We start from the raw sequence: 24,480 nt of genomic DNA on the forward strand, positions 1-24,480 counted from the left end.
CTCAGGGTTTACATCATTACGACGTCAAACTGTTCTTGGTTGTACAAAGGTTCGATTTTGACCTCAACCTGCTTACCGATGAAGACTTCCAGTTCAGCCAGCGCGTGATATTCCTCGCCGGCCAGTGTCTCTGCCACCGCAGGGGAGACATAAGCGACAAAGCGATCAGCATCATAGGCCCGGTTGACACGGGTGATCTCACGCAGAATTTCATAGCAGACGCTGTCGACCGTTTTCACCGTCCCGCGCCCTTCACAGGTTGGACAAGTCCCGCACAGCACATGTTCAATACTTTCACGGGTCCGCTTACGGGTCATTTCCACCAGCCCAAGCTGGGTAAAGCCGTTGATATTGGTTTTCACCCTGTCGTAAGACAGCGCCTGTTCCAGTGCCGTCAGCACCCGGCGCCTGTGCTCTTCCGAGGCCATATCGATAAAATCAATAATGATAATCCCGCCAAGGTTGCGCAGGCGTAACTGCCGGGCAATCGCTTTGGTGGCTTCAATATTGGTATTGAAGATGGTCTCTTCCAGATTACGGCGGCCGACAAAAGCACCGGTATTGATATCGACCGTTGTCATGGCTTCGGTCTGATCAATAATCAGATAACCGCCGGATTTCAGCTCCACTTTGCGATCCAGCGCACGCTGAATTTCATTTTCCGTATCGTACAGATCGAAAATCGGCTGATCGCCTGTGTAGCGAACCAGCTTATTGCTCAGTTCTGGCACGAACTCGTCGGTAAATTCTTTTAAATTCTCGAAAGCCAGGCGGGAGTCGACGTAAATAGAATCCAGTTCAGTGCCGACAAAATCGCGCAGGATTCGCTGCGCCAGTCCAAGCTCTCCGTACAGCATCGATTTACTTTTGTATTTTCCACGACGTTCCAGCACTTTTCGCCACAGATGCTTAAGAAATGCGGCATCCTGCGCCACTTCGGCCGATGACGCCCCTTCCGCAGCGGTGCGGATAATAAAGCCGCCCAGCTCATCACAGTGTTTGGTCACCAGGTTTTTCAGGCGCTCACGCTCGCGCTCACTTTCAATCCGCTGCGATACGCCGACATGGCTGGCGCCGGGCATGAAAACCAAATAGCGGGATGGCAGGGTGACATCCGTCGTCAGGCGGGCGCCTTTGGTGCCCAGCGGATCTTTCACCACCTGCACCACCAGATCCTGCCCCTGGCGCACCAGTTCAGAAATATCCCTTACCTGAAACTGCTGTTTCTCATTTTCAGCCACACATTCGGTATGGGGAACAATATCAGAGGCATGAAGAAAGGCTGCTTTATCCAGCCCGATATCAACAAAAGCTGCCTGCATGCCAGGCAGTACACGGCTCACTTTCCCTTTATAAATATTGCCAACAATGCCACGCTTGGATTCACGCTCAATATGGATTTCCTGGAGGTTGCCCCCTTCAATCATCGCCACACGGGTTTCACTGGGTGTCACATTGATAAGCAGCTCGGTACTCATGGATGCCTCTGTTAATTTAATTGGCTATAAATTCTCGGATCAGCGCATCGGTTTCCAGCAGCGGCAAGCCGACAACTGCATGGTAACTCCCTTCGATACGGGCAATGAATTTCCCGCCAATCCCCTGAATGGCATAACTGCCGGCTTTGTCTTTGGGTTCACCGCTTTGCCAGTAGTCCTGAATATCCTGGCTGGTCAGAGACCGGAACCAGACATCCGTTACAACCAGCTCTGTACGCTGACGATCTTGCGTGGCGACAGTGACAGCCGTCATCACCTGATGGCTTCGTCCGGATAATAACATGAGCATCTCACGGCTGTGCGCGAAATCCCTCGGCTTTTCAAGAATCTGTCCGTCTACTACCACTATAGTGTCTGAACCGAGTACCGGTGTCTGACCGTCAGTCACTCTCACCCCGGCCATAGCTTTGTCCAGCGACAGCCGCTGAACATAGGCCTCCGGCGTTTCTCCAGCCTGATGCTGTTCTTCGACGTCGAGCGACAGGATATCGAAAGTGTAACCGAGTTGAGAGAGCAGTTCTTTGCGACGGGGTGAACCGGATGCCAGATACAGTGTTGTCATCTTGATCTTACCTAGAAAGACAATAGCACCGGGGCTTGTCATGCGAGCCGTATCACACAGTGCTATCCGAAGGGGACTGACGTCCCCTATCGTATTGAGAACTTACGGCGAATGCGCCGCAAGAACAGGAACAGCCACGGCCAGAGGAGGAAGTTGAGTAACACAGCCCACAACCGGGTGGGATCAAATTCAATTTCGACCACCAGGTATTCTGCCCAGAACTCCACCAGCTTGCCCGCCAGCGACAGCAAGGCGACTATCATGGCCTGCTGCCATAAGGATAAATTGCGCATCACCTGAAAGTTCAGGGCCACTATGTAGCACAGTACCGACATGGTCAGGCCGCGAATACCCAGAGTGGAACCCAGCAGCAGATCCCAGATCAGCCCCAGCACCAATGCCGTACCGACATTGACCCGGTGTGGCAACGCCAGCACCCAGTAAAATGCTACCAACATGACCCAGGACGGGCGGAAGGCTTCCAGCTGTCCGGGCCAGGGAGCAGCCTGCAGGATCAGCGCGACCACAAACGACAACCAGATCAGCACAATGCCATTGGCTCGACTATCAACCATTGACCGGATCTCCTGTGGTAACGGTATGCCTTTCTCTGTCTGTCGGCCAGACCAGCAGTAAATAGCGCAAGCGGTCAAACTGCACCGTTGGCAAGGCTTTGATTTGCGCAAACGGGCGCTTATTATCGAACGAAAACTCTGTCACCCTGCCGACCGGGTATCCTTCCGGATAGCGGCCACCCAGACCGGAGGTCACCAGTAAATCGCCAACCTTGATATCGGTACTGCTGGGTACGTGTTCAAGCTGGATCTGATCCTGCTCGCCACTGCCTGAGGCTATCACCCGGATATCGTTGCGCACCACCTGCACCGGAATCGCATGGGTGGGATCAATCAGCAGCAGTACCCGGCTGTTATGTGCGCCGACATAGGAGATCTGACCGACGATACCTTTGTCATTGATCACCGGCTGACCTTCATACACACCATCGACACGGCCTTTATCTATCATGACCTGATGGCTGTAAGGGTCGGAGTCGACAGCCATCACCTCTGCCACCATTTTACGTTCGTCACGGACAAAAGGTGAGCCCAGCAGTTCACGAAGACGCTGGTTTTCCTGCTGCAATTGGTCAAGCAACAGCACGTCACTTTGCAGTACCAGAAGGTCGCGCTTAAGCGCTTTGTTTTCTGCCAGTAATCGCTGATGAGAACTCAGCTGACTGAAAAGGCCATCCAGAATTTCGCGCGGAAGGTTCGCCGCGTATTGCAAAGGGGCAACCGCAGAGTTAAGGACATACCGGACCTGGGCGAAAGCATCAAGACGGCTGTCGGCCAGCATAAGGCCGGCCGACAGTAACATGGCAAGAAACAGGCGCAATTGCAGAGAAGGGCCTCTGCCAAAGATAGGTTTCATGTAACACTATGACCTGTTTGGATGTTTGCCGGGGTAAACATTACTCTTCGCTGAATAAATCGCCACCGTGCATGTCGATCATTTCCAGCGCTTTACCGCCACCGCGCGCCACACAGGTCAGCGGATCTTCAGCAACCACCACAGGGATACCGGTTTCTTCGGTCAGTAAACGGTCCAGATCACGCAGCAGTGCACCACCGCCTGTCAGCACCATACCGCGCTCTGAGATATCCGAAGCCAGTTCCGGCGGGCACTGTTCCAGTGCCACCATTACCGCAGACACAATACCGGTCAGCGGCTCTTGCAGGGCTTCCAGAATCTCATTGGAATTCAGGGTAAAGCTGCGTGGCACACCTTCAGCCAGGTTACGGCCGCGCACTTCGATTTCACGCACTTCATCACCCGGATACGCAGAGCCTATCTCGTGTTTGATGCGCTCAGCGGTTGCTTCACCAATCAGGCTGCCGTAGTTACGACGGACATAATTGATAATCGCTTCATCGAAACGGTCACCACCGATACGTACGGAAGAGGAATACACCACGCCATTCAGAGAGATAACGGCAACTTCAGTTGTACCACCACCGATATCGATCACCATGGAGCCTGTCGCTTCGGACACCGGCAAACCGGCACCAATGGCCGCCGCCATAGGTTCATCAATCAGGTACACTTCACGGGCACCGGCACCTTGTGCCGATTCACGGATAGCACGACGCTCAACCTGAGTAGAACCACAAGGCACAGCCACCAGCACACGCGGGCTTGGGCGCAGAACACTGTTGTCGTGAACTTGCTTGATAAAATGCTGCAGCATTTTCTCTGTAACATAAAAATCTGCAATCACACCGTCTTTCATCGGGCGGATAGCAGCGATATTACCAGGCGTACGCCCCAGCATTTGTTTTGCTTCGTGGCCAACGGCCGCGACACTTTTAGTGGCACCCGCACGATCCTGGCGAATGGCGACCACTGAAGGTTCATCAAGTACGATACCCTGCCCTTTGACATAAATCAGGGTATTGGCAGTACCCAGGTCAATGGACAGGTCATTGGAAAACATGCCACGAAGTTTTTTAAACATAGTTTTCGGCTAATCCTGCAAGCTCAAATTTCGTAAAAATTGCGCCTAAATGTATCAAGTGGCAGGTAGCGAGACAAGATAAGCTTTGTCAAACCTGCCACAGATCCTCATTTTTAGGGATTGTTACGCTTTCGTGTGTGCTTTTGCTTCGAATTGTGCTCTGCCCGCTCATTACCATGCCCCTGAAACATACCAGACAAATATAAAGCAAGTGGAATATAAAAGCGTGTTTCATCCGTTCAGACTGACTTTGCCGTCACCGTTCCGGTTCAGCATATCAATACCAGCTTTCGACGAACCGGTATCGGCTAACGGGTACCGGCTAATTGATATGGATGGACGGGTTCATATGTCTTTCACCGCGGTAAATCACCCTGTCATTGCCACGGTACACCCCAAAAGTCACCAGCGCTGAGGGATTTTCGTCACCCTGACCCCGCCAGTTGTACAGCAACCAGGGCTGGGATTCACTACCGGCATGGGTGCCGGATCCTGAGTCAGTGACAGGATTTTCACCTGTGATGGCAGCAGGCATGTCGGCCACCAGTTTTTGCCAGAAGCGTACCTGTTCACTGGAGATGCCCTCAGTGGCATAAAGATCGCCCGACGTCGAGCGGCCATCCTGCACCTTGATATCACCAACAGATGCGGTGATCGCATTCGTAGTCGGATTCGTGATGCCCTGTTTGAAATACAGCTGACCATTGAATACAGAGTCGTTATCGTCGTCATTGGTGACGAACTGGCCTGCATTCCAGTACTCCAACAGCACAGGAATATTGATTTTTTCACCTTGCCGGCCCACCGCATCTTCCAGCCGCATCCGGCCGTAACGGGCGTGAATATCACCAACCAGCGCGGCGGCGGTTTCCGGTGTGGCGCCGTCCGGCTCATAAACGCTCAGCGGTTTAGCTGAAAAGTCGCTGCAACCGCGGGTCGCGCAATCATGTCGAGATTTGACAACCAGACCAAAATCCACCGGGTACGGGCCGTCGGGTTCGGTCACGTTGGCGTTGGCGCTGCTCACCACCCGTAGCAATGCCAGCGTGTCGGTGCTGATGGTTTGAATAGCTTTGTCCCAGTTTTGATAACTCAGGCGCTCGGATAACCGGCTGGTCAGGTTGTTCGCATCGCCCCCTGCCGCACCCGCATTCACGGCGCGTAACTGCAGCGATTCTTTATAATCGTCGGCAAAATAGCCGTAGTTTTGGGTTGGCTGGTTCTGCGTATTTTGTGCCTCAACCCTGGCTGACATGGAGAACGGCTGCCCCATATAGGTAAAGTTGCCGTAAGCATCACTGACCGCACTTTCTTTGATCGAAAAATAGGCCGGATAGAAGCGTCCCAGTTGTCCGACACCCTGATCCACTGTCATGCCGAGATAATCGGCATCGGCCTGCAGCCACAGACTGCCGACTTCGCTCCAGCTCAGGTATCTAAACCTCAATCCATCTTGTGCGTCCGAAGACTCACTGAATTCTTTTTCTTGTACACCACTCAACACACCACCTACAGCCCCTGTATCCGATGGCGTTGCGGGTTTATCGGGGATAGAAAGTTGAACGGTTGCAGTCACCCCTAAATCAGAATAATAATTTGGCGTCACAGGTTGACGACACCAGAATGAAGTGGTGGTCTGGATATCATTTTCACCATCACCGCTTTGATCCTGCATCACGGCATCCTGACTCCAGATGACAGGTTTGACCCTAACCGAAAATGACTCACCCGCAGCCACAAAGCCCGGTCCGTCGCTGGCAGTGCCGGAGAAGTCTGTCTGTCCTTTACTTGAGGTGATATTGCAGAGCGCAAAAGTATAAGGCCGGGACCAGACGGTTTGCGTTCCTTCTAATCGGGTCCAGTCGCCTAAATCCATACCGTCCAGCGACGAGCCATTACCACTGATACTGCATCCACCGGCTTTAGTACAATTTGGATCGACAAGACTAAGTTGCGTCTGACCCGCATCCAAATAACGCAACTCTGAGTCAGCACTGCCCTCCTGAAAGTTCAATGCAACGCTGGAGGATTGCCAGTTACCATTTTTATCGCGCAACTCGACAGAACTGCCACCTGAATCTGGCAAGGTATAGCGAGTACTCAGTTGCAGTGTCCGGGTGCCGCTGTAGTCTTGTGCTACTGCCGGTGTTGCAGCACTGGTATCGCAACTCATGGCAGAGACATTAATTTGTTCAGGTTTTCCGGCTACAACTTTCAAAGCCTGCTCCTGAATCTGCAATTTAAACGGGACAAAACTGTACTGGCCTTCTGCGCTCGGGTTACCGTCTGAAACTAGCTGTCCGCGGACAACTATCGTCTCTATCACATTACTTTTCAGCCACAATTGCGTTTTCCCGTTAATGACAGAAAAACGCTGTCTTTGATTGGCATCTGTACCTGTTCCACCGTCCGACTGCCTATACCAGAACGCCTGTCCACTGCCCGTCAGATTCGTCGTGACATCTATGTCGCCATTAAATTGGGACGCCAGCGCACCACTGCTATCCAGCACTTGGAACTCTACCGCTTGACGTTCACACAGCAGGCCCAAGGCCCTTCTCGGGCTGACAACAAGCTGGTAGTTATTATCCGGGGGATTGAAACATTGGCTGTTACCGACTATTTGAGAAGACTCACTCATTTCCAGTTGACAAGCAGTTACAGCACCACGAAGTGCTACTGTTCCTGACAAAGCGACCGACCCCATTGAATAAATTCTTCCATTAAAAACTCCCGTTGAATTTATATTTACAACAAAATCTCTATTAACGGCTGGGGGACCACTTGGATAATAGGCTGGTTGAGGACATCCCAAATTTTGATTATATGCATAAACGGTTAGATTATCTGAATCGCTGGTTGTATTTACTCTGCCTTGATTACTAACACTGATAGAGTTCCAAACATGCAAGATTACCTCTCCACTAATAGTTAAAGCTCCCGATACATTCGCACTATCAATCCAATATTCTCCTTCTGGTAAAAACAGTTCTCCCCCACTATCAACCGCTAGTCCAAATCTCGTGGATCCCGTCCGATAATACGTACCAGGCGTAGCTTCTTTGTAATCTCGAACCTCTTCATTGAATACTGTCACAGTGCTTCCAGATGTATTCCATTTAAGATCGATCCCTTTTGCCATCGATCCATTCAGAGCACATGTGATGCCATCGCATAACGCTTTCACATTATCCCCAGGGGAATAGGGTTCCGGATAATCGGTATCAATAATAGCATTACTAAAACCAACGTTATGATTTTCAGTCTTAGAAATTTTCGTCCCAAGCTCGGAAGTAAACAGGTTATTCTGGTTTCCAACCCAAGTCTGAACCGGACCAGGGAACAGCTCGCAGACATCCGGATTGACTGGCGGTGGTTGCCCGCTATAGCATTCAGGAGAAACATCAACACCTTGAACTGTAAAACTGGCTGAATTAATGTCATTTAAACTCAAAAACTTATCTTGCTTCAAAACCCATTTAGCAGAACTAGTCTCCCAAAGATAATAGTAAAGCTGACCACTTTTCTTGCCTCCTTGACCATTGTTTTTATTTGCTTCATACACCAGACGGACAAGGTAATGTTCTTCCGCTCGCATTTCACTTTCAATGATCGTGGCATCACTATTTGACTTATTATTCGTCCAAATCATCTTGGATAACTTATTCCCACCCTTTCCTGATGATTGCACAGCCAAAACAGATTCATTCAATGTTGCTGAATCAATCTCAAACTCAATATATAAATCCTGATTGCTATTCATTTTACATTCGGCAGCAGCAACCCCACTGACAATAAAGAAACATTGTAAAAACCAAAAGCACCAGCAAAGCAGTAATCGTTTACTCATTATCCAAATCCTTTGCCCAAAGCTCCTGAATCCGGGTAACAACATGAGGGCCGCTGCCGCACTGTGAAGCGCTGATTAAAAAGTAAGTGTTTACTGACCCGGTATGTGAAGATTGGCAGGTGGTGGTTGCGCGGCAGCCGTTGATCCCGGCAGGTGCGAAGGTATAAGCCGTGCCGGTGTCAGGATGGTGACGCTGACAGATATCGACCGCGGGATCACTGGCTGTGCCAGCCAGCGGAAAAAGCTGCCTCATCATGTCTTCATTGGCGGAATGGGCGGTAAACCAGGCGCGGGTCGACAGCACTTCGCGGGTAGTGATGTCCTGAGCGGAGCCTGCGACCCGCAACATGGCGGCTGCCATGGCGGCCATGACAACGATAACGAAAATGGCGACGATCAGCGCACTGCCCTGCTGCTGTTGCTTTGAATGCCGTCGGCTATAAGACATTGATCACCTGCACGCTCTGGCTGTAGTCCGACGACTCTTGGCTGACAGGATCGCGAAAGGTCAGCGCAAGATGAATCAGACCATTGCTGTTCAGGCCAGCCCCTGACACAGCGACATTGAAATGGCTGAGCGTATTGGTCAGCGTATAGCCGGTACCATTATTTACCCGCCGCACCAGACTGTCGCCAACCTGACAAAAAGCCACCTGGTCGGAAAACAGGTACAGGCGCTGTCCCGGTGAGCGATCGCCCAGCCATCGGGACAATTGCAGACTGGCCGTGGGATCTGCCGTTGTCGGGGCTTTCGTCAGCGCTCCAACGACTATGCTTGCGTCTTCATCGGCCTGATAATCACTGGCACTGACAAATCCGACAGCCGCGCGGTAGCCGTTAATACCACTGTTCCATAAGCTAATTTGCTGTGAGTCAGGCGGCACCAGCACCTCAAGCACGGGCGCTGTGGGATCCGGCTCGTTCAGATAAGCGGCGGTTAACAGCACAGGATAAAACGACAGACACCCGCTGCTAAAACTGACGCTGTTTGGCGCCGCATGGCGAATTTCCCGGGTAAGACGCTCAATCACAAAGCGCGCCTCAGATTGTAAACGTTCTCTATCTATAGTGTCGGAATAGCCCCGGGCACCCAGTTGCAGGTAGGCACCGATGCCCAGCGAAATAAACGCCAGAATCACCAGTGCCATGATCATTTCTATCAGGGTGAATCCTTTGGACGGCCGCATCAGTAGTTACTCCTGAACGCAGTGAACGGGTAGTCACCGTAGCGGCTGGTTCGGACCAGCACATCAATCCGTTTCTGGTTGCTGACAGCCGTTGCGGCACCATTGAAAGCGTTGTTTTCATAGCGCACACTGATCTCAAGATAAATATTGCGGTAATCGCTCTGCTCAGCAGCAGAAATTGTAACGAGATCCTGCAATGCCCCGCGGCGAGGCAGGCTGCTGCCGTTGCACTGTGTCACACTGCCCCAGCAGCCGATAAAGTCATCCACGTCATCGGCAGCGCCGACATTCAGTAAGCCGCTGTTAACTTCACCAGCATCCGCGCCCAGATTGTCCGGCGCGCTGCACACATACACCTCTTCTCCGCAACGGATCACGCTGTCGTTAAAGGGATCCGAAGCTTCATCAAATTTGCGCGATAACACCTCATTCAGCACGCCCTGGCCGATGGCCGCGGCTCTGGCCTGATAATGCGGTACGGCGGACTGTTCGGCCTGAGGAAATAAAAAGCTGGTCAGCGTCACCATAGCAATCGCCATAATGACAATGGCGATAATGCCTTCAATCAGGGTAAAACCCTGTTGTTGGCGATAGGTTTTCTGATAGCAAATTTTCGAACGGCAGGGCTTACGGGCAGGCATGGATATAACCCTCCCGGTTGATACAGATTGAGGCGCTCTGGGCATTACGCGAGACAAAGGTTATCTGACATTCCGTGGTACAAAGCGGTGTCTTGCTCCCGCTGCCATCCTGCTGATAGGGGCGTCCCAGTAAATCAAACCGCACCTCACCCAACAAATCGCCAGTCACAGTGATATCGTCGTCTGATGCCGTGATTGCACGGCCAGAGAAAGTGGTGTCGGCGCAGGCGGGCGGGCCAAAATGATCCGGTGCCACCTGTAAAGACAGGCAGGGATTCAGATCGCCCTGATCATTGATATTGCTCATCGCTCGCAGTTGAATCTGACGAGCCAGGCTGATGGCCTGATCGCGGGCCAGGTAAGCATCAAAACTGCTGCGGCCAATCAAACGTGACGCGGCCGTCACACTGAGGATCCCCAGCAGTATGATCACCAAAATCAGTTCAATTAACGTAAAGCCACGTTGTCGGCCAGCGCTCAAATGGCGAGCCATGCATTCACCCAAAACGCCCTGTCAAAGAAAGAAAAGGGGCAGGAGTCCGCCCCTCTGAAAGCCTAAATGCATCTAAACTTCAGATTTCATCTTTTAGTTAACGTCACAGCCAGCGCCTGAAATCACTTCGATTTTTGCCGGTGTGTCCTTATCTGTCGCTTGGGTATATTTAACGTAACAACCTTCTGTAGAGCGATCTTTAAATGTGTAAGCAATCTCTGTTTTGCTCAAACCTTTAGCAACTTTCTTTGATGCAATTTCCCAATCTTCATTGGTAAAAGCTTTTCCGATCCCTTTTTCTTTCGCGGTCGGGTAACCAAAAAGGGTTTCAACCCCATCCACATCAACTTTTTTACTGCTCGTTTCCTGACCGGCAATCGCTGCTTTGCCGTATACAATGCCTGCAGCACCATCCATTGCACCTTTCAGCCCCTGCAGCGCAGAGTTACGTGCATCATCCTGCAGGTTCAAAAAACGCGGCGCAGCGGTTACGGCCAGAATGCCGAGAATCACGATCACCACTACCAATTCAATCAGGGTAAAACCACCTTGACGTTTCATAGCTAACTCCTAAATATTGCGATCAATGTTAATATCAACCCGACCCAAAGCCGGTATGTAAGTAAAATAATGGCCGGCTGTTATTGCTTTCTTACCGGTCCAAAAATCACTGGCCGAAGCCAGCTGATAATAACGACAAAACCGGTTACCACTGGTTGCACCGACTTCGACGAAATACTGATATTGCCCAGAGCCCGCCTCACTCGCATCAGTGGTTGACGGCGGTGGGTTTTGTAACAGGTTGTCCATTAACGCCAGGCAGTCCTGCTCTGATAATTGTTCCAGTTGCGAACTTCCCTGCCCCTGCAGCGCGAAAGGATATCCCTCTCTGCCGCCTGCCCCGGTTCCTGTGCCGGTCAGGTTAAACAGGATGCCGTTGTAATTGACCCAATGTCGGCGCTGGGTGCCTGGCTTGCCATCGGCTTCCCATTGCGTCCGGACGGAAAATACCGCGGTCGAAAAACTTCCCGCCATGCCCTGCAGGGCGGCCGCTTTGGCCTCTTCGGCAATATCGATAAAACGGGGGACCGCCACCAGAGCCAGAATACAGACCACCACCACTACAATGACCAGTTCGATCAGCGATAAACCGGCTTGCCTGTTCGGATACTGAGTCATAACCTGCCAAAAACATGACGAACGGGCGTCAAAATGATGTAAGTGGTCATTCTCGCATTATCATAAAAAAATACCAGTGGAAATAATCGGGTTATTGCACATTTTCCTAATATTTACGGTGGTTTAGACTCAGCATATAAAGCATTTAAATGACAAAAATATCACTAAAAAACGTTATTCTCGTACTGAGTGCTAACTCATCAGCCCGCCTTAAGCCCCGCGCGCGACATCGAGTAAATTCCACATCGGCAGGAATATTCCCAGCGCCAGAATCAGCACCATGCCGGCGACAACCGCCAATAAAAACGGCTCGATTCTGGCGGTCAGTGTTTTCAGATCGTAATCCACTTCGCGGTCATAAAAATCCGAGACTTCGTGTAACAGTTCATCGACCTGACCGGTTTCTTCACCGACCGCAATCATCTGCAACACCAGTGGGGTAAAAATGCCGCTTTGGCTGGCTGTTTGCGTAATACTGCTGCCGCCTTCAATGCCGTTTTTCATTTCGACCAGACGATTTTCCAGAAAGCGGTTTTCAAGCGCTTCCGCCGATAACTGGATCGCCTGATTCAGGGGCACACCGGCACGAATCATCAGCGCAAAGGTCCGGGCAAAGCGTGACAGCTGGGCCCGGTTAATGATATCGCCCACAACCGGCACTTTCAGGCGCCAGTAGTCCCATTTTTCCTGGCCTTCCGGGGTGCGCTGCCAGGCTTTCAGGCCGATCCAGCTCACCACACAGCCGCCAAGCAGCAAAGGCCAGTAGCTCAGCATAAAATCTGAGGTGCCGATTAAAATGCGCGTTGGCAGAGGCAGTTCGACGCCAAACCGGCTGAACATGGCGGCAAATTGCGGGATCACTTTGGTATTGAGCACTATCATTGCCAGCAAAATCGCACTGAGCACAAAAGACGGGTAACGCATGGCCGATTTTATCCGGCGCCGGGTTTCCAGTTCCTGCTCGTAATACTGCGCCAGTTGCAGCAGGGCATCTTCCAGGCGGCCGGTATTCTCCCCCACATGGATCATCGACACGAACAGCTCGGAAAACACCCTGGGATGCATTTTCATCGCCTGCGACAATGCACGGCCGTTGGTCAGCTCCACCGTCACCGCATCAATGGTCGATTGCAGCAACGGGTGGCTGGTACTCTGCTCCAGCCCTTTCATAGCCCGCAGCAGCGGCACACCGGCTTTGGTCAGGCTGTACAGCTGGCGACACAGGATCACCATAGCTTCCAGCGGCACATTGCGCTGCAACAGGCCGCTGAGGGTCAACGAACTGTCGCTCCGGCCACGGCGGATATCCACAGGAATAATTCCCTGGCGCATCAGCTGATCGGCGGCGGCCTCCGCGGTTGGCGCGTCAAGCTTGCCTTTCTTCAGTTGCCCCTGGCTGCCCCGTCCCCGGTAATCAAACGTCGGCATCAGCGGGGCTCCGTGGACGCCGGTACGGTGTCAAATTCCGGCACCAGATAATCCCCTTCGCTCAGTTGCAGCACTTCTTCCAGGCTGGTGCGCCCTGCCAGCGCCAGCGCCATAGCGGATTCAATCAGCGGCTGGTAGCCCTCGGAAGCGCGTGCCAGCTGCGCAAACCCCATCGCATCATTGGCGCGCAGGGCATCCATCATTGCCGGGGTCATCTCCAGTAATTCAAACACACCGATACGGCCTTTATAACCGGTCAGATTGCAACTCTGACAACCTCTGCCCTGCCTGAATGTCTGGTCGGCCGAGGACGGAAAACAGGCTTTGAGCCACTGCAACTCGGCAGCATCCGGCGTCACCTCATAGCTGCAGTCCTGGCAGATCCGGCGCACCAGGCGCTGAGCCAGCACCGCCCGCACCGCACTGGCCACCAGATAGCCGGGCGCGGCCATGTCTATCATCCTCAGGGCGCTGTCTACTGCATCATTGGTATGCAGTGTCGACAGCACCAGGTGGCCGGTGAGCGCAGAGCGCAGACCAATTTCCACGGTTTCCTGATCCCGCATTTCCCCGACCAGAATAATATCCGGATCCTGACGCAGGAAGGTCCGCAGTATGCCGGAGAAGGTCAGGCCAATTTTGGTATTCACCTGCACCTGATTCACCCGCGGCAGCCGGTATTCCACCGGATCTTCGGCAGTGATCAGCTTCTTGCCGGGTTTGTTCAGTTCGCTCAGTGCGCCATAAAGGGTGGTCGTTTTACCCGAGCCGGTCGGCCCGGTGACCAAAATCATGCCGTGAGGGCGTTTTAGCTGACGGCGGAAACGGGCAAGAATATCGGCCGGCATGCCAATCTCATCCAGGCTTAAAATACCGGCCGACTGATCCAGCAGACGCATGACGACAGATTCACCGTACTGCACCGGCATGGTAGAGACACGCACATCCACAGAGTGACCGCGCACCGTCACATTAAAACGGCCATCCTGCGGCAAGCGTTTTTCAGAAATGTCCAGTCCGCTCATCAGTTTAAGGCGGAGCACCAAAGCAGAGGCGATGGCCGATTCGTTCAGCAGGGTTTCATGGAGCACACCATCAATACGCTGACGAATACGCAGTACGCTGGCATCCGGTTCGATATGGATATCCGAGGCGCCCACCTGAATGGCATCTTCGAACAGGGAGTTGATCAGCTTGACAACTGTCACTTCTTCGCGGTCATCATCATCAACACTGAAACTGAAATCGCTGTTCGCCTGATGCTCGGCATGCAACTGCTCGGCAAAAGAGGCAATTTCCTTGGTACGGCGATAATAGCGGTCAAACGAGGCAATCAGCTGGTGTTCCGGGGCAATCACCAGCTCCACCCTGAACTGATGCAACTGGTTCAGCACCGCTTCCTGGGCCGCCAGATCGGCCGGATCACTCATGGCCACCCGCACCGTGTCACCCCGGTGGCTGATCACCAGCGCCCTCAGGCGACGGGCATGGACTTCCGGCAACAGGCCAACGGCTTCGCTGTCGACCGCCACCCGGTTCAGATCGATCAGCGGGATATCCAGCTGACGGGACAGGAAGGCCAGCAGTTGCTGCTCGCCCAAAAACCCCATGCTGATAAGAGTATCACCCAGTTTACGGCCGGTACTGCGTTGATGATCCAGTGCCAGATCGAGCTGCTCCTGGCGGACTATACCTTCCTCAACCAGCAGATCACCCAGACGTTTGCGTAACCTCAGCTGCATCTGTTCAGCCCTCCTGTGTCTTTAATGCGGCAAGACGCTGGCGAATGAACTGCTGTGACTGGCCGGACACCTGTCCCAGCTTCAGCGCCTGCGTGTAGGCTGCGACGGCTTTGGCCTTGTCCTGGCTGCGCTCAAGGGCGATCCCCAGCCCCAGCCACCAGCGTCCGTCGAACGGCTCGGCATCCACCAGCTGTTGATAACTGCTCAGCGCCAGCGGCTGATTGTTGAGCTGCTGGGCCAGCGCACCGCGCAAGGCCAGAAACTCACTGCCAGGCTGCGGCGGCAATTCGCTGAGCACATCCAGCGCCACTTCCGGCTGCGATTCCTGGGTCAGCAGCTTGGCCATCGTCAGGCGCAAGTCCTGCTGATCGGGCTGTTTGGCCAGTCCCCGCTGCAGTGTCAGCATCGCACGTCTGACATCTCCGCGGCCGTAGTACAGCGCTGACAAACGCTGGCGGGCATCAATCCAGGCGGGCTGGTATTCCAGCGCCGATTTCAGGTAATTCGTGGCCTTGAGCGTGTCCCCTTCAGCTAAGGCTTTCATGGCCTTATCGTAATCTGTCCGGGCAAGCTGCTCTGGCGACAGGGCAATGCTTTCGATAGATAAGCCGGATTCCCCCTCTGCAACGAGTTCGGCCATTGCCGTGGCTGTGCCGGTGGTTTGGCTCTCTGTGTCGTCAGTGACCGCCTTAGCCGCCGGTGCCGTTTGCGCAGCGCGCACAGGGGCGGCAGCGCGGGAAACAGCTGGCACCGCAGCCGGTTTAACCACAGGTGTGGCATCTGGCTGATTGGCGATCGGCGCAACGGGTGCTTTTTTCACGACTGGCAGCACGGCAGCCTTGGTTTGACTGGCCTTTACCGATTGGCTGTCTGGCTGCTGGATAACAGGTGCTGTCTCGGCAGCGGGTTTGGCCTTGGCGTGCAGAAAATCCCCGACCGGATCCGGCTCCGGTTTCAAAGCCGCCGAGGAAGATAACTGTTCTGCTTTTACCCGCGTAATCTCAGCCGCTGAGCGGCTCTCGGCGCGACTGTGCCCGAACCACCAGCCTGTGGCGCCTGCCGCTACTGTGATCAGCAATCCGGCAAGCAGCCAGCGCGGCCACAAGGTCTCAGGCAGAGGTTTGACCCGGACAGGCTTCAGCTCAGGTGTCTCCTGCGGTGCCTGGCTCTGGCTCAAACTATTGAGCATTTTATTGACTTCACTCATGCTCAGCTCCATCCCCAAAGCACAGGGTAGTGCCAGCGCGGCTGGCGCGCGGTTTGTGTATCTGTGATCGCTGCCTGCACCGCTTTGCGGCTGACAGTGTCATCCCCCGCGCTACAGGCAACGATCAAGGCTTTATGGCACAACTGGTTCACCAGTCTGGGGATACCGCCACTGGCGTGCCAGATTTCTTTCTGCCGGGCCAACGGCATCAGCCCTGGCTCGCCGCCCGCTTTGCTCAGCCGATGCTCGATATAGGACGCGGTTTCTGCCATATCCAGCGGCCGCAGCACGGCACGAAAGGTAATGCGCTGGCGGAACTGGCGCAGTTGCGGGGAAGCCAGTCGCTCATCCAGCTCAGGCTGACCAAGCAGTACAATATGCAAGAGTTTTTCCTGTTCCGTTTCCAGATTGCCCAGCAGCCGTAAGGCTTCCAGCGCCTCATCAGGCAGCGCCTGGGCTTCATCTAACAACACCACAACAGTGCGTCCGCCGCGCTTGCGTTCGATCAGTGACTGGTGCAGCGATTCAGTCAGTGTCAGGCTGTCACCGTCCGGCTGCAATCCCAACTCCTTGGCCAGCGCCGCCCGTAATTCCCGCCCGCTCATGGCCGGTGTCGGCAGATAAGCCAGGTCATACCGGGCAGGCAGCTGCCGGACCAGCATCCGGCAGACCAGGGTTTTCCCTGTCCCGACTTCCCCCGAGATCTGGATAAATCCTTCCCCCATCGCCAGGGCAGACAGGGTCATTCTGATCGCTTCCAAATGCGGCGGCAGTGCATGAAACAGCCCGGTATCCGGCGTTAACCGGAAAGGGAACTGTTTAAATCCGAAGTGCGACAGATACATGGGTTTATCCTTGGTCCGGGAACCATTTCTCAACCAGCGCCCGTGAGCGTTCAATTTCCTGCTGCCAAGTCTGATCGCCCACCACTGTGGGTTTAAGCAAAATCACCAGCTCGGTTTTGGTCTGGACTTTATTGATGTTGCGGAACAAATAGCCAAGGCCGGGAATATCGCCAAGCAAAGGGACTTTGGTCTGCTGATCTTTCAGCGACGATTTCATCAGACCGCCAATCACCACCACATCACCGCTACTGGCGTGAATCACAGAATCAGACTCACGTACTGAGCTTCGGGCCAGCGGCAGGCTGTAGGTGCCAAAGGTGTCACCCAGGGCAATTTCCTTCACTTCCTCCGTGACTTCGACCACAGTGGGATGAACATGGAGCAGGACGCCGCCGTCATCATCAATCTGAGGTGTCACATCAAGTGAAATACCCGAGAAGAAAGGCGTCAGCACCACTTCCGGCGAGGCCACACCGCCATCTGTCACCGCTTCCCCGCCAGCCACTTCGGTAACGAAATACTGATCGCCGCCGACTTTGATAACGGCTTTCTGGTTATTGGCGGCAGTGACCCGCGGGCTGGACAGCACATTCAGATCGCCCTGCGTCTGCAGAAAACTCAGTACCGCCGAGAAATTACCATCTGAGATGGTGATATTGGTTTGTCCGCCCAGCAAATTGGCAATCTCGCTGCCACCGGGCAAATTATCTGGCCCGGTGCGGCCAAAAATAATACCGGTCCCGCCTATGGTTTTGGTAATGTTGCTCCAGTTAATGCCCTGCTGATAACTGTCGTTAAGGGTCACTTCCATGATCTTGGCCTCCAGCACCACCTGACGCTGAAGACGCTTTTTCGAGACGCCGAGAAACTCACGCACTTCGCGCAGTTCATTCGGAAACGCTTTCACTGTCAGCAGGCTGGCCTGCGGCGACACCACAATACTGCGCCCTTGCCCCGTTCCTATCATGGCCTGAACCGCCTTTTGCAGCTGGCCCCAGAAATCACTGTCGGACCGCGTTTCAATCCGGGTGCCGCCCGTGGAATACGATGAGCGGTCACCGTTATTACTGCCGCGGTTACGGTTGTCGTCATAGTCGTCGTTGCTGGTATTGCGGCGATTGTCAGACTGATTGTCGGTACTGTTATCCGGGCTGCTGATTGAGCCTGTGGTCAGGGATGTCAGAGAGAGGCCACGCCGCTGCAACTGCAGGTAATCCACCGGGATCACTTCCGTGCGCAATGTGGCTGGGAAGACCTGAATAATATTGCCCTTGCGCTGGATATCATAACCGTAGATATCCGACGCCACGTTCAGTACTTCATCTAAGGTCACATCCTGCAGGCTGAGCGTGACCCGGCCGCTGACCTCAGGGTGGATCACCATATTAAAGGCCGTACCCCGAACCAGGCTGGAGAAAAAGGCGCGGGCGTCCACAGCGCGGGCATTGACACGAAACCGCCGCTCGTAGGCCCTGCTGCTGCCATAGCCGGAACGGCTCAGGCTGGGCATCAGATCAGCACTGACTGCCGATGGCAAGTCAGTCAGCGGCCGCCTCTGAGCCTCATTCTTAGCCTGATTCAAGGCTTGCTGCACCTCAACCGGTTTATTGTGCCCCATGTTTGCAGAGCAGGCCGCCAGCAAGGTTGTTGCCATCCCAATTAACAATAAGCGCATATCAGAATTCACTTTTATTATTCATTGATTGTTATGTCTTCGCTATACAGAGCCAGACGCCATTGCCGGCTGCCGCGCTGGAGAATGACGGTCTCTCCGTCGACGGCTTTCAGGGTATAACCGCTGATCGTCTCACCCGGTAACACCACCTGGCTATTTAAAATAACGCTGCACTGATCCTGTTCCGGACAAACGATCCCTTCCAGTGAAGGCAGGCGCTGTGTCACTGTTTTCTTTACCGATGGCGCCTGCCATCCCAGCGGGGCGGTCGGATCGCTTTCGGCCAGGGTTGCTGTGCTGAACAAGGCAAGCAGCAGCAGAGGGAATAATTGTCTAACCACCGATAAAGTCCTTACTTTCACCCAGCGTGTATACATCCAGCTGTATATCGGAGAGCGGGTATTTATCTACCTGATAATCCAGGCTTCGCCAATAATATTTCACCGGCAGCGCTTCCAGCTGTTGCAAATAATTCACCAAATCAAAGTAACGGCCACGCAAGGTCAGCCGGATAGGATGAATGTAATAACCGGCATCCTCACCGTTTATCAGCTGCGCTGGCGGCAGAGATTCCAGCGACACCAGCGTCAGACGCTGGGAGTGCTGCAGTACCTGATCCATCAAAGCAGCCATCTGAACCGGGGTCACCAGGCTGGCAACACGCTCTTTGAGTTCTGTATCCAGCCGGGCGTTACTGTCTTGCAACTGGCGGATTTGTTCATCCAGCACCTGATCGGGATCAGCGTTCAGCTGCTGCTGAATCCGGATCAGCTCACCGTCGTTTTTGATCATGCTGGCCTGTACCGATTGCTGCTGCCTTGTCACCGATGTCAGGGATTGCTGGATGGGCTCCAGTAAAAACTGATAACCGGCCAGTATCAGCATCAGCCAGCCCGTTACCGCCACCAGCCACTGTTCGCGCCGGTTAAGCAGCTCAAACCGGGTAACGAGAGATACCCAGATGTTCATGGCTTTGCCTCTGTTTTGCGTTGTGCTTGCAACATAAAGGTCACTCTGTTCTCTTCATTTCTGCCGAGGGACATGACTTCAAAACGGCGATCGGCCAGCTGAGGATAACGGGAAAAACTCTGCAGCCAGCCGGGTACCGCATTGGGATGCCTGGCTACGCCTTCCAGATCCAGTTGCTGACCCTGTACGTGGATGCGGCTCACTGAAATATCCTGACTGGCAGCCTGCGCCAGTTGCTGCAACATCTTGGCATAGCCGGCTTGCAGGCTGTTATCGTGCATGGCAATTGCCCTGAGCGTGGCCTGTTTGGCCGCGAGGTGCTGTTCCAGCTCGCCGCTCAGTCTGACTTTTAATTCACTCGGCAGATGACGGGCCAGCGCGGCTTTGGCGTTATCCAGTTCAGTCTGTTTTTGCGTCAGCCGGGCTTGCTGCTGTGCCAGCAATTGCGTGGCCCTGTATTCCTGCCAGCTTTGCCAACCCGCCAGCGATCCGATCACCACAGCCCCCGCCGCCCAGCCAGCCACTAAATTAGGCAGAGTGAGCCAGTTGGATTGCGGTTTCAGGCTGTCACTGTACAGGTTGACTAATGGCTGCTGCAGCTGAGCGGCCCAGGCGACGCGGGCATCAAAATCCGTCAGTTCGGCGGGCGCGCCGCTGACTGTCGCGACGGGCACATTGAGCCGCTGCCGCAATGCGTCAGCCAGTTGCTCATTATCATCGCTGTCACAGCTGACCAGCACCTGGGTTATCGGGGCATCACGCAGTTGAGCACTCAGGAAATCGAGGGAGCGCTGCAGTTCAAGCGCCAGTCCGTCTATCTGCAGATCAGCCTGCTCCAGGCCAGTCAGAGGCTGAGAAAAACCACGCAGCTGGCGCTGGAAACACATCACCTGCTGTTTGAAGGCGGTCAGGTGCAGACCGGAATGCTGACGGGAATGAAGGATCAGCTGGCTCTGTTTTTCAGCCGTCACCTGGCCCAGCACCACTTCATCCACAGTGATCAGTTCAGGTTCACAACCATTAGCCAGGCAAGCCAGCACCAGTTGCTGTACCAGAGCACGCTGCGCCGTCAGCACTTGCAGTTTATTTTTGATTGGCTCTTCAAACCCGTCAGCGATCAGGTTAGCGGGAGGTTCAGTCACCAGATCTTTGACCAGAAACGGTAAGGCACTGGCCAGTTCATGACGGGGTAAAGCCGGCTTATCAATGACCAGGCTTTGATATAAGCCATGGCCGAGTACCAAACGAATTCTGCAGCCGTTTAACTGGTGTGTGTTGATCAATTGCGCGATGGCAGACGTCCAGCTTTCACGTGACGCGGCTTCCGCGCTGTCACTGATCCAGCCATTACCGTCTTCTGCCGGACAGACGAGTGTCAGTTTCCCTTCGAAAACAGCAAAACTGGCCACTTTACTGACAGTTTTCCGGCTTAGGAGCTTTTTCATCAGCATGGTAATAACCCGTTTTACTTTTTTATTCGTTTTAACCCGCTTGTACTTTTACATTTTCAAAGACATGCAATTGACCATTATTGTCAATAATTTGACCCATGATACTGACAGGAATTTATGGTGTATAGAGAAAATCCTGTAAAAAATGTAAGGATTCCACTTAGATAACATTATCTGCGCTTTTTGCTACTCATTTGACTCACGCTCATCTCCGGGGCAAAAAAGCGCCCCTGCCCGCCATTAATCCCCAGTTGCTGCAGCACCTGCCATTCCCTGTCGTTTTCAACCCCGACAGCAATTACCTCTACACCGGAATTAGCGCAGGCGCCGAGCATACTCCGGACAAATAACTGATTTTCCTGTCGCTGATCTATCTCACGGATCAGGCTTCGGTGCAGCTTGATATACTGGACGTTGACATCCTTGATATAGTGCGTGCTGACTATGGTTCTTCCGGCCTGATCCACCCCCAGCCGGCAGCCAAGGCCCGTCACCATTTTGAGAAAGGTGCGCACGGCATCAATATGGCGTGACAGGTTCCGCTCCGGCACTTCAATACTCAGCCGTTTCAGTACCGGTCTGGGGGTTTGCAGCAATTCATCCCGGAACCAGCGGATAAACCCTTTATCCAGCAGAGATTCGATGCTGACATTAATCGCAAAGTTATCCAGCGTCGGGCCATTTTTGAGCAGATCCAACGCCTGGCTGATGACCTGTTTATCCATACGCACATTAAAACCCACCTGCTCAACCGCAGGCAGGAAACGGGAAGCTTTGATCATCACACCGTTTTCGTCATTGATCCTCGCCAATAATTCACGATGCAGCGGTATTTTTTCCCCGGACAGATAAGCGGGCTGCTGGTACAGGGCCGGGCCGCCCTGACTAAAGACCGCATCCAGCAGCGTCCGCCAGCGCACGCTGCCCCGGGTATCTTCTCCCAGCACATCCTTCTGGAAGGCGTACCAGCTGTTGGTGCCCTGCAATTGCGCACTGCGCAGCGCCATGTCAGCCTCATCCATGATGCGGCCACGCCGCTCGCCACTGGCAAAATAGGTCATACCGATATGGCACCAGTTTTCACGCTGCAATGGCGCGGACGGTGTCAGCCGCTCCAGCCCTTTCAGCAGCTGATTCACAAACTGATTGACCTCCTTACTGGGCTGTTGCAGCAGCATGATGGCAAATTCGGCGTCAAAATAGCGGGACAGCACGCTGTCCGGATAGCGCTGGACCATATTCGACAGCACCATGCCGACATCCTGAATCAGTTCATCGGCCACAATCTTGCCCTTTGCCAGCAGCAATTCTTCCCAGTCGGCGATACGGATTAAAATAACTGCGCCATGGTTATCCTGATCCTGAACCACAGATTGCAGGCGGCTGTCGAACAGTACCCGGTTGGCCGAGCCCGTCAGTTGATCCAGAAAGGTGTGGGTACGAATGAAAGTATCAAAGCGGCTGCGCTCCTGCCTGGCATCTTTCAGCTCAGAGATCAGCTTGTCCAGTGCCAGACTTGCCGTATCCGGCCACTCCAGATCGGCGCCTTTGGCGAAATCATCCAGCTTACCGGCCAGCAGCATTCTTCCGCGTTCTTCGAGAAGCTCTGAGCCCTGTAGCTGCCGCTTGAGCCAGTTTACGCCCCATATCAAACCGGCAATAATGATCATGATCGCCAGGCTGATGGAAGACATCGCCCCCAGCGAATAGGTTAATTCGGTATAAGGCGGCACCGACTCGATACTGACAGAGTAACCGGGGTTCAGGGTCAGCGGATATTCAGAATGATAAAGAATGTTGGGATCATCGATTTTCTGTAATCCCTGAAACTGGTAGACAGAGCCGGCATCGTTGCTGACATCCAGCGACACCACATTACTGGCTTTGAGTAATTTCGGCAGCCAGCGGGCCAGGGATTGCGATCCTTGCGGATCGGCCATTTCCTGGTCGATAACGTCAACCACGCCGCCCAGATAATGATGCAGATAATCCTGTCCGAGCTGACGAAAACTGACAGCACCGCCAATGAAAATGACAAACATGGCGCAAATGACAATAAGGGTCACGAAAGCAACCAGTCTATTGGTCAGCTTCATCCCTGAGGCTTTTCTCATGCAAGGTCCAACTTTATCTGAAAAACAATTCCAAACCGCCTGGCTCTGTGGTCAACTCTGATACAGACAACAATAAAAACCAAAACGCCTGTTTATACTGGAAAATACCATCGGCTCTCAAACACTGCAGTGCTCAGACCGACACTTTCCTTACTTGGCTCACCGCCCAGGCAGCATGCAACCCCCAAAGCGGAGAGATATGGACTGGATTACCTGTACCAAAAGTTTTGTCGCCGTGGTTGAGCAGGGCTCACTGGCCCAGGCCGCAAGCGCCCTCAACACCTCAAGTTCAGCCTTGTCCAAACGGCTTTCATGGCTAGAAAAACAGCTGGGCGTTCAGCTTCTTAAACGCACGACACGTAATCTGACCGTCACAGACGCCGGCAAGGTGTTTTATCGGCGCAGTGTCCATTTACTTGATGACTGGCATCAGATACTGGCAGAAACCACCTCCACCTACGGTGAAGTTCAGGGTGTGCTGCGCATTGGCGCCCCACTGGCGACAGGTAGCCGGGTGCTGGTCTATTACCTGGCCGAGTTCTTAAAGACCTACCCCAATATCCAGGTAGAGCTGCACACAGTGACCCCGGGCCAGTTACCGGATCTCAATCTTGATGTTTTTATCAGCCGCGAGCTGACTGATTTCAACTCCACCAGCTATATTGCCACTAAACTCTTTAGTTTTCAGGCGGGCTTCTATGCCTCCCCCGGTTATCTGGAAGACAGGCCCGCCATCGAAACTCCGGAGCAACTGGCGCTGCATAACTGCCTGCTCTTCGGCAGTCATGGCCATGAGCAGGAACATGTCTTTGAAAATAACCGCCGCCTGCGTTTGCGGGGCAATTTTACCACCCAGAACCCGGAAGCCCTGGTCGCCGCTGCAGTGGCTGGAATGGGATTAATTCTGGTGGGTGAGAACACAGTCAAACGCGAACTCAGCAATGGCCTGCTGATCCCCGTGTTACCTGAGCTGAAACAACCGTTAAATGCCGCCTACGCCTATTATCCTAAGCTCAACTACAACCACACCAAAACCAAGCTGTTTATTGATTTTATTAAGCAGAAGGCCTCGCCCGGCCATACGCTTCAGTCAGCCAGCCCCCAGTCTCAGTAATCTGCATCG

General features: G+C 53.6%; 22 protein-coding genes. 1 reads left to right on the forward strand and 21 read right to left on the reverse strand.

All coding sequences use genetic code 11. The features are described 5' to 3' along the window. Positions 1–8: 8 nt before the first annotated feature. From rng to csrD, 21 genes are all read right to left on the reverse strand, one after another. Positions 9–1,478, reverse strand: a complete 1,470-nt coding sequence (gene rng, locus H511_RS0118825) for a ribonuclease G (protein WP_027253724.1) — start codon at positions 1,476–1,478, stop codon at positions 9–11. A gap of 16 nt (positions 1,479–1,494) precedes the next feature. Continuing rightward, the gene (locus tag H511_RS0118830; protein WP_027253725.1) at positions 1,495–2,061 is read right to left on the reverse strand and encodes a Maf family protein; all 567 of its coding nucleotides are present in this window, start codon (positions 2,059–2,061) and stop codon (positions 1,495–1,497) included. Positions 2,062–2,147: 86 nt separating this feature from the next. Then, positions 2,148–2,636, reverse strand: coding sequence for a rod shape-determining protein MreD (gene mreD, locus H511_RS0118835; protein ID WP_027253726.1), 489 nt, complete (start codon positions 2,634–2,636; stop codon positions 2,148–2,150). Further along, positions 2,629–3,492 (reverse strand): rod shape-determining protein MreC, encoded by an 864-nt coding sequence (mreC, locus tag H511_RS0118840; protein ID WP_027253727.1) that lies wholly within the window; start codon positions 3,490–3,492, stop codon positions 2,629–2,631. The genes mreD and mreC overlap by 8 nt, the downstream gene beginning before the upstream one ends. Positions 3,493–3,532: 40 nt before the next feature. Next, positions 3,533–4,576: a rod shape-determining protein MreB gene (gene mreB, locus H511_RS0118845; protein ID WP_027253728.1), complete on the reverse strand. Its 1,044-nt coding sequence runs from the start codon at positions 4,574–4,576 to the stop codon at positions 3,533–3,535. Positions 4,577–4,898: 322 nt separating this feature from the next. Next, the gene (locus H511_RS0118850) at positions 4,899–8,426 is read right to left on the reverse strand and encodes a DUF6701 domain-containing protein (protein WP_155804948.1); all 3,528 of its coding nucleotides are present in this window, start codon (positions 8,424–8,426) and stop codon (positions 4,899–4,901) included. Then, positions 8,419–8,874, reverse strand: coding sequence for a hypothetical protein (locus tag H511_RS0118855; protein WP_027253730.1), 456 nt, complete (start codon positions 8,872–8,874; stop codon positions 8,419–8,421). Before H511_RS0118855 ends, H511_RS0118850 begins: the two co-directional genes overlap by 8 nt. Further along, positions 8,864–9,613 (reverse strand): PilW family protein, encoded by a 750-nt coding sequence (locus H511_RS0118860; protein WP_027253731.1) that lies wholly within the window; start codon positions 9,611–9,613, stop codon positions 8,864–8,866. Before H511_RS0118860 ends, H511_RS0118855 begins: the two co-directional genes overlap by 11 nt. After that, positions 9,613–10,254: a prepilin-type N-terminal cleavage/methylation domain-containing protein gene (locus tag H511_RS0118865; RefSeq protein ID WP_051288316.1), complete on the reverse strand. Its 642-nt coding sequence runs from the start codon at positions 10,252–10,254 to the stop codon at positions 9,613–9,615. The genes H511_RS0118860 and H511_RS0118865 overlap by 1 nt, the downstream gene beginning before the upstream one ends. Next, positions 10,241–10,747, reverse strand: coding sequence for a prepilin-type N-terminal cleavage/methylation domain-containing protein (locus H511_RS0118870; protein ID WP_027253733.1), 507 nt, complete (start codon positions 10,745–10,747; stop codon positions 10,241–10,243). Before H511_RS0118870 ends, H511_RS0118865 begins: the two co-directional genes overlap by 14 nt. Positions 10,748–10,840: 93 nt before the next feature. Further along, positions 10,841–11,308: a type II secretion system protein gene (locus tag H511_RS25150; protein WP_027253734.1), complete on the reverse strand. Its 468-nt coding sequence runs from the start codon at positions 11,306–11,308 to the stop codon at positions 10,841–10,843. Between the two features lie 9 nt (positions 11,309–11,317). Beyond that, the gene (locus tag H511_RS0118880; protein WP_027253735.1) at positions 11,318–11,926 is read right to left on the reverse strand and encodes a prepilin-type N-terminal cleavage/methylation domain-containing protein; all 609 of its coding nucleotides are present in this window, start codon (positions 11,924–11,926) and stop codon (positions 11,318–11,320) included. A 210-nt stretch (positions 11,927–12,136) separates the two neighbouring features. Beyond that, positions 12,137–13,354: a type II secretion system F family protein gene (locus tag H511_RS0118885; RefSeq protein ID WP_027253736.1), complete on the reverse strand. Its 1,218-nt coding sequence runs from the start codon at positions 13,352–13,354 to the stop codon at positions 12,137–12,139. Further along, positions 13,354–15,096 carry a GspE/PulE family protein gene (locus tag H511_RS23790; protein ID WP_051288317.1) on the reverse strand — a complete coding sequence of 581 codons (1,743 nt, stop codon included), beginning with the start codon at positions 15,094–15,096 and terminating at the stop codon, positions 13,354–13,356. The genes H511_RS0118885 and H511_RS23790 overlap by 1 nt, the downstream gene beginning before the upstream one ends. A 4-nt stretch (positions 15,097–15,100) precedes the next feature. Beyond that, the gene (locus tag H511_RS0118895; protein ID WP_027253737.1) at positions 15,101–16,303 is read right to left on the reverse strand and encodes a tetratricopeptide repeat protein; all 1,203 of its coding nucleotides are present in this window, start codon (positions 16,301–16,303) and stop codon (positions 15,101–15,103) included. A 2-nt stretch (positions 16,304–16,305) separates the two neighbouring features. Continuing rightward, entirely contained in the window at positions 16,306–17,148 is an 843-nt protein-coding gene (locus tag H511_RS0118900; RefSeq protein WP_027253738.1) for an ExeA family protein, read from the reverse strand. Positions 17,149–17,152: 4 nt separating this feature from the next. Further along, on the reverse strand, positions 17,153–18,823 hold the full coding sequence (mshL, locus tag H511_RS0118905) for a pilus (MSHA type) biogenesis protein MshL (RefSeq protein WP_027253739.1): 1,671 nt from the start codon (positions 18,821–18,823) through the stop codon (positions 17,153–17,155). A 17-nt stretch (positions 18,824–18,840) separates the two neighbouring features. Then, a complete protein-coding gene (locus tag H511_RS0118910; RefSeq protein WP_027253740.1) occupies positions 18,841–19,164 on the reverse strand; it encodes a hypothetical protein in 324 nt (107 codons plus the stop codon). Further along, positions 19,157–19,792: a type II secretion system protein GspM gene (gene gspM, locus H511_RS0118915; RefSeq protein WP_027253741.1), complete on the reverse strand. Its 636-nt coding sequence runs from the start codon at positions 19,790–19,792 to the stop codon at positions 19,157–19,159. Before gspM ends, H511_RS0118910 begins: the two co-directional genes overlap by 8 nt. Then, entirely contained in the window at positions 19,789–21,237 is a 1,449-nt protein-coding gene (locus H511_RS0118920) for a PilN domain-containing protein (protein WP_237582907.1), read from the reverse strand. The genes gspM and H511_RS0118920 overlap by 4 nt, the downstream gene beginning before the upstream one ends. 176 nt (positions 21,238–21,413) lie before the next feature. Next, positions 21,414–23,357, reverse strand: coding sequence for an RNase E specificity factor CsrD (gene csrD / locus H511_RS0118930; protein WP_027253743.1), 1,944 nt, complete (start codon positions 23,355–23,357; stop codon positions 21,414–21,416). 199 nt (positions 23,358–23,556) lie between these two features. Between csrD and H511_RS0118935 the strand changes: the two genes are divergently transcribed. Further along, positions 23,557–24,471 (forward strand): LysR family transcriptional regulator, encoded by a 915-nt coding sequence (locus H511_RS0118935; protein WP_027253744.1) that lies wholly within the window; start codon positions 23,557–23,559, stop codon positions 24,469–24,471. Positions 24,472–24,480 lie beyond the last annotated feature (9 nt).

It is taken from the genome of Photobacterium halotolerans DSM 18316 (genome assembly GCF_000425165.1).
Classification (GTDB): Bacteria; Pseudomonadota; Gammaproteobacteria; order Enterobacterales; family Vibrionaceae; genus Photobacterium; species Photobacterium halotolerans.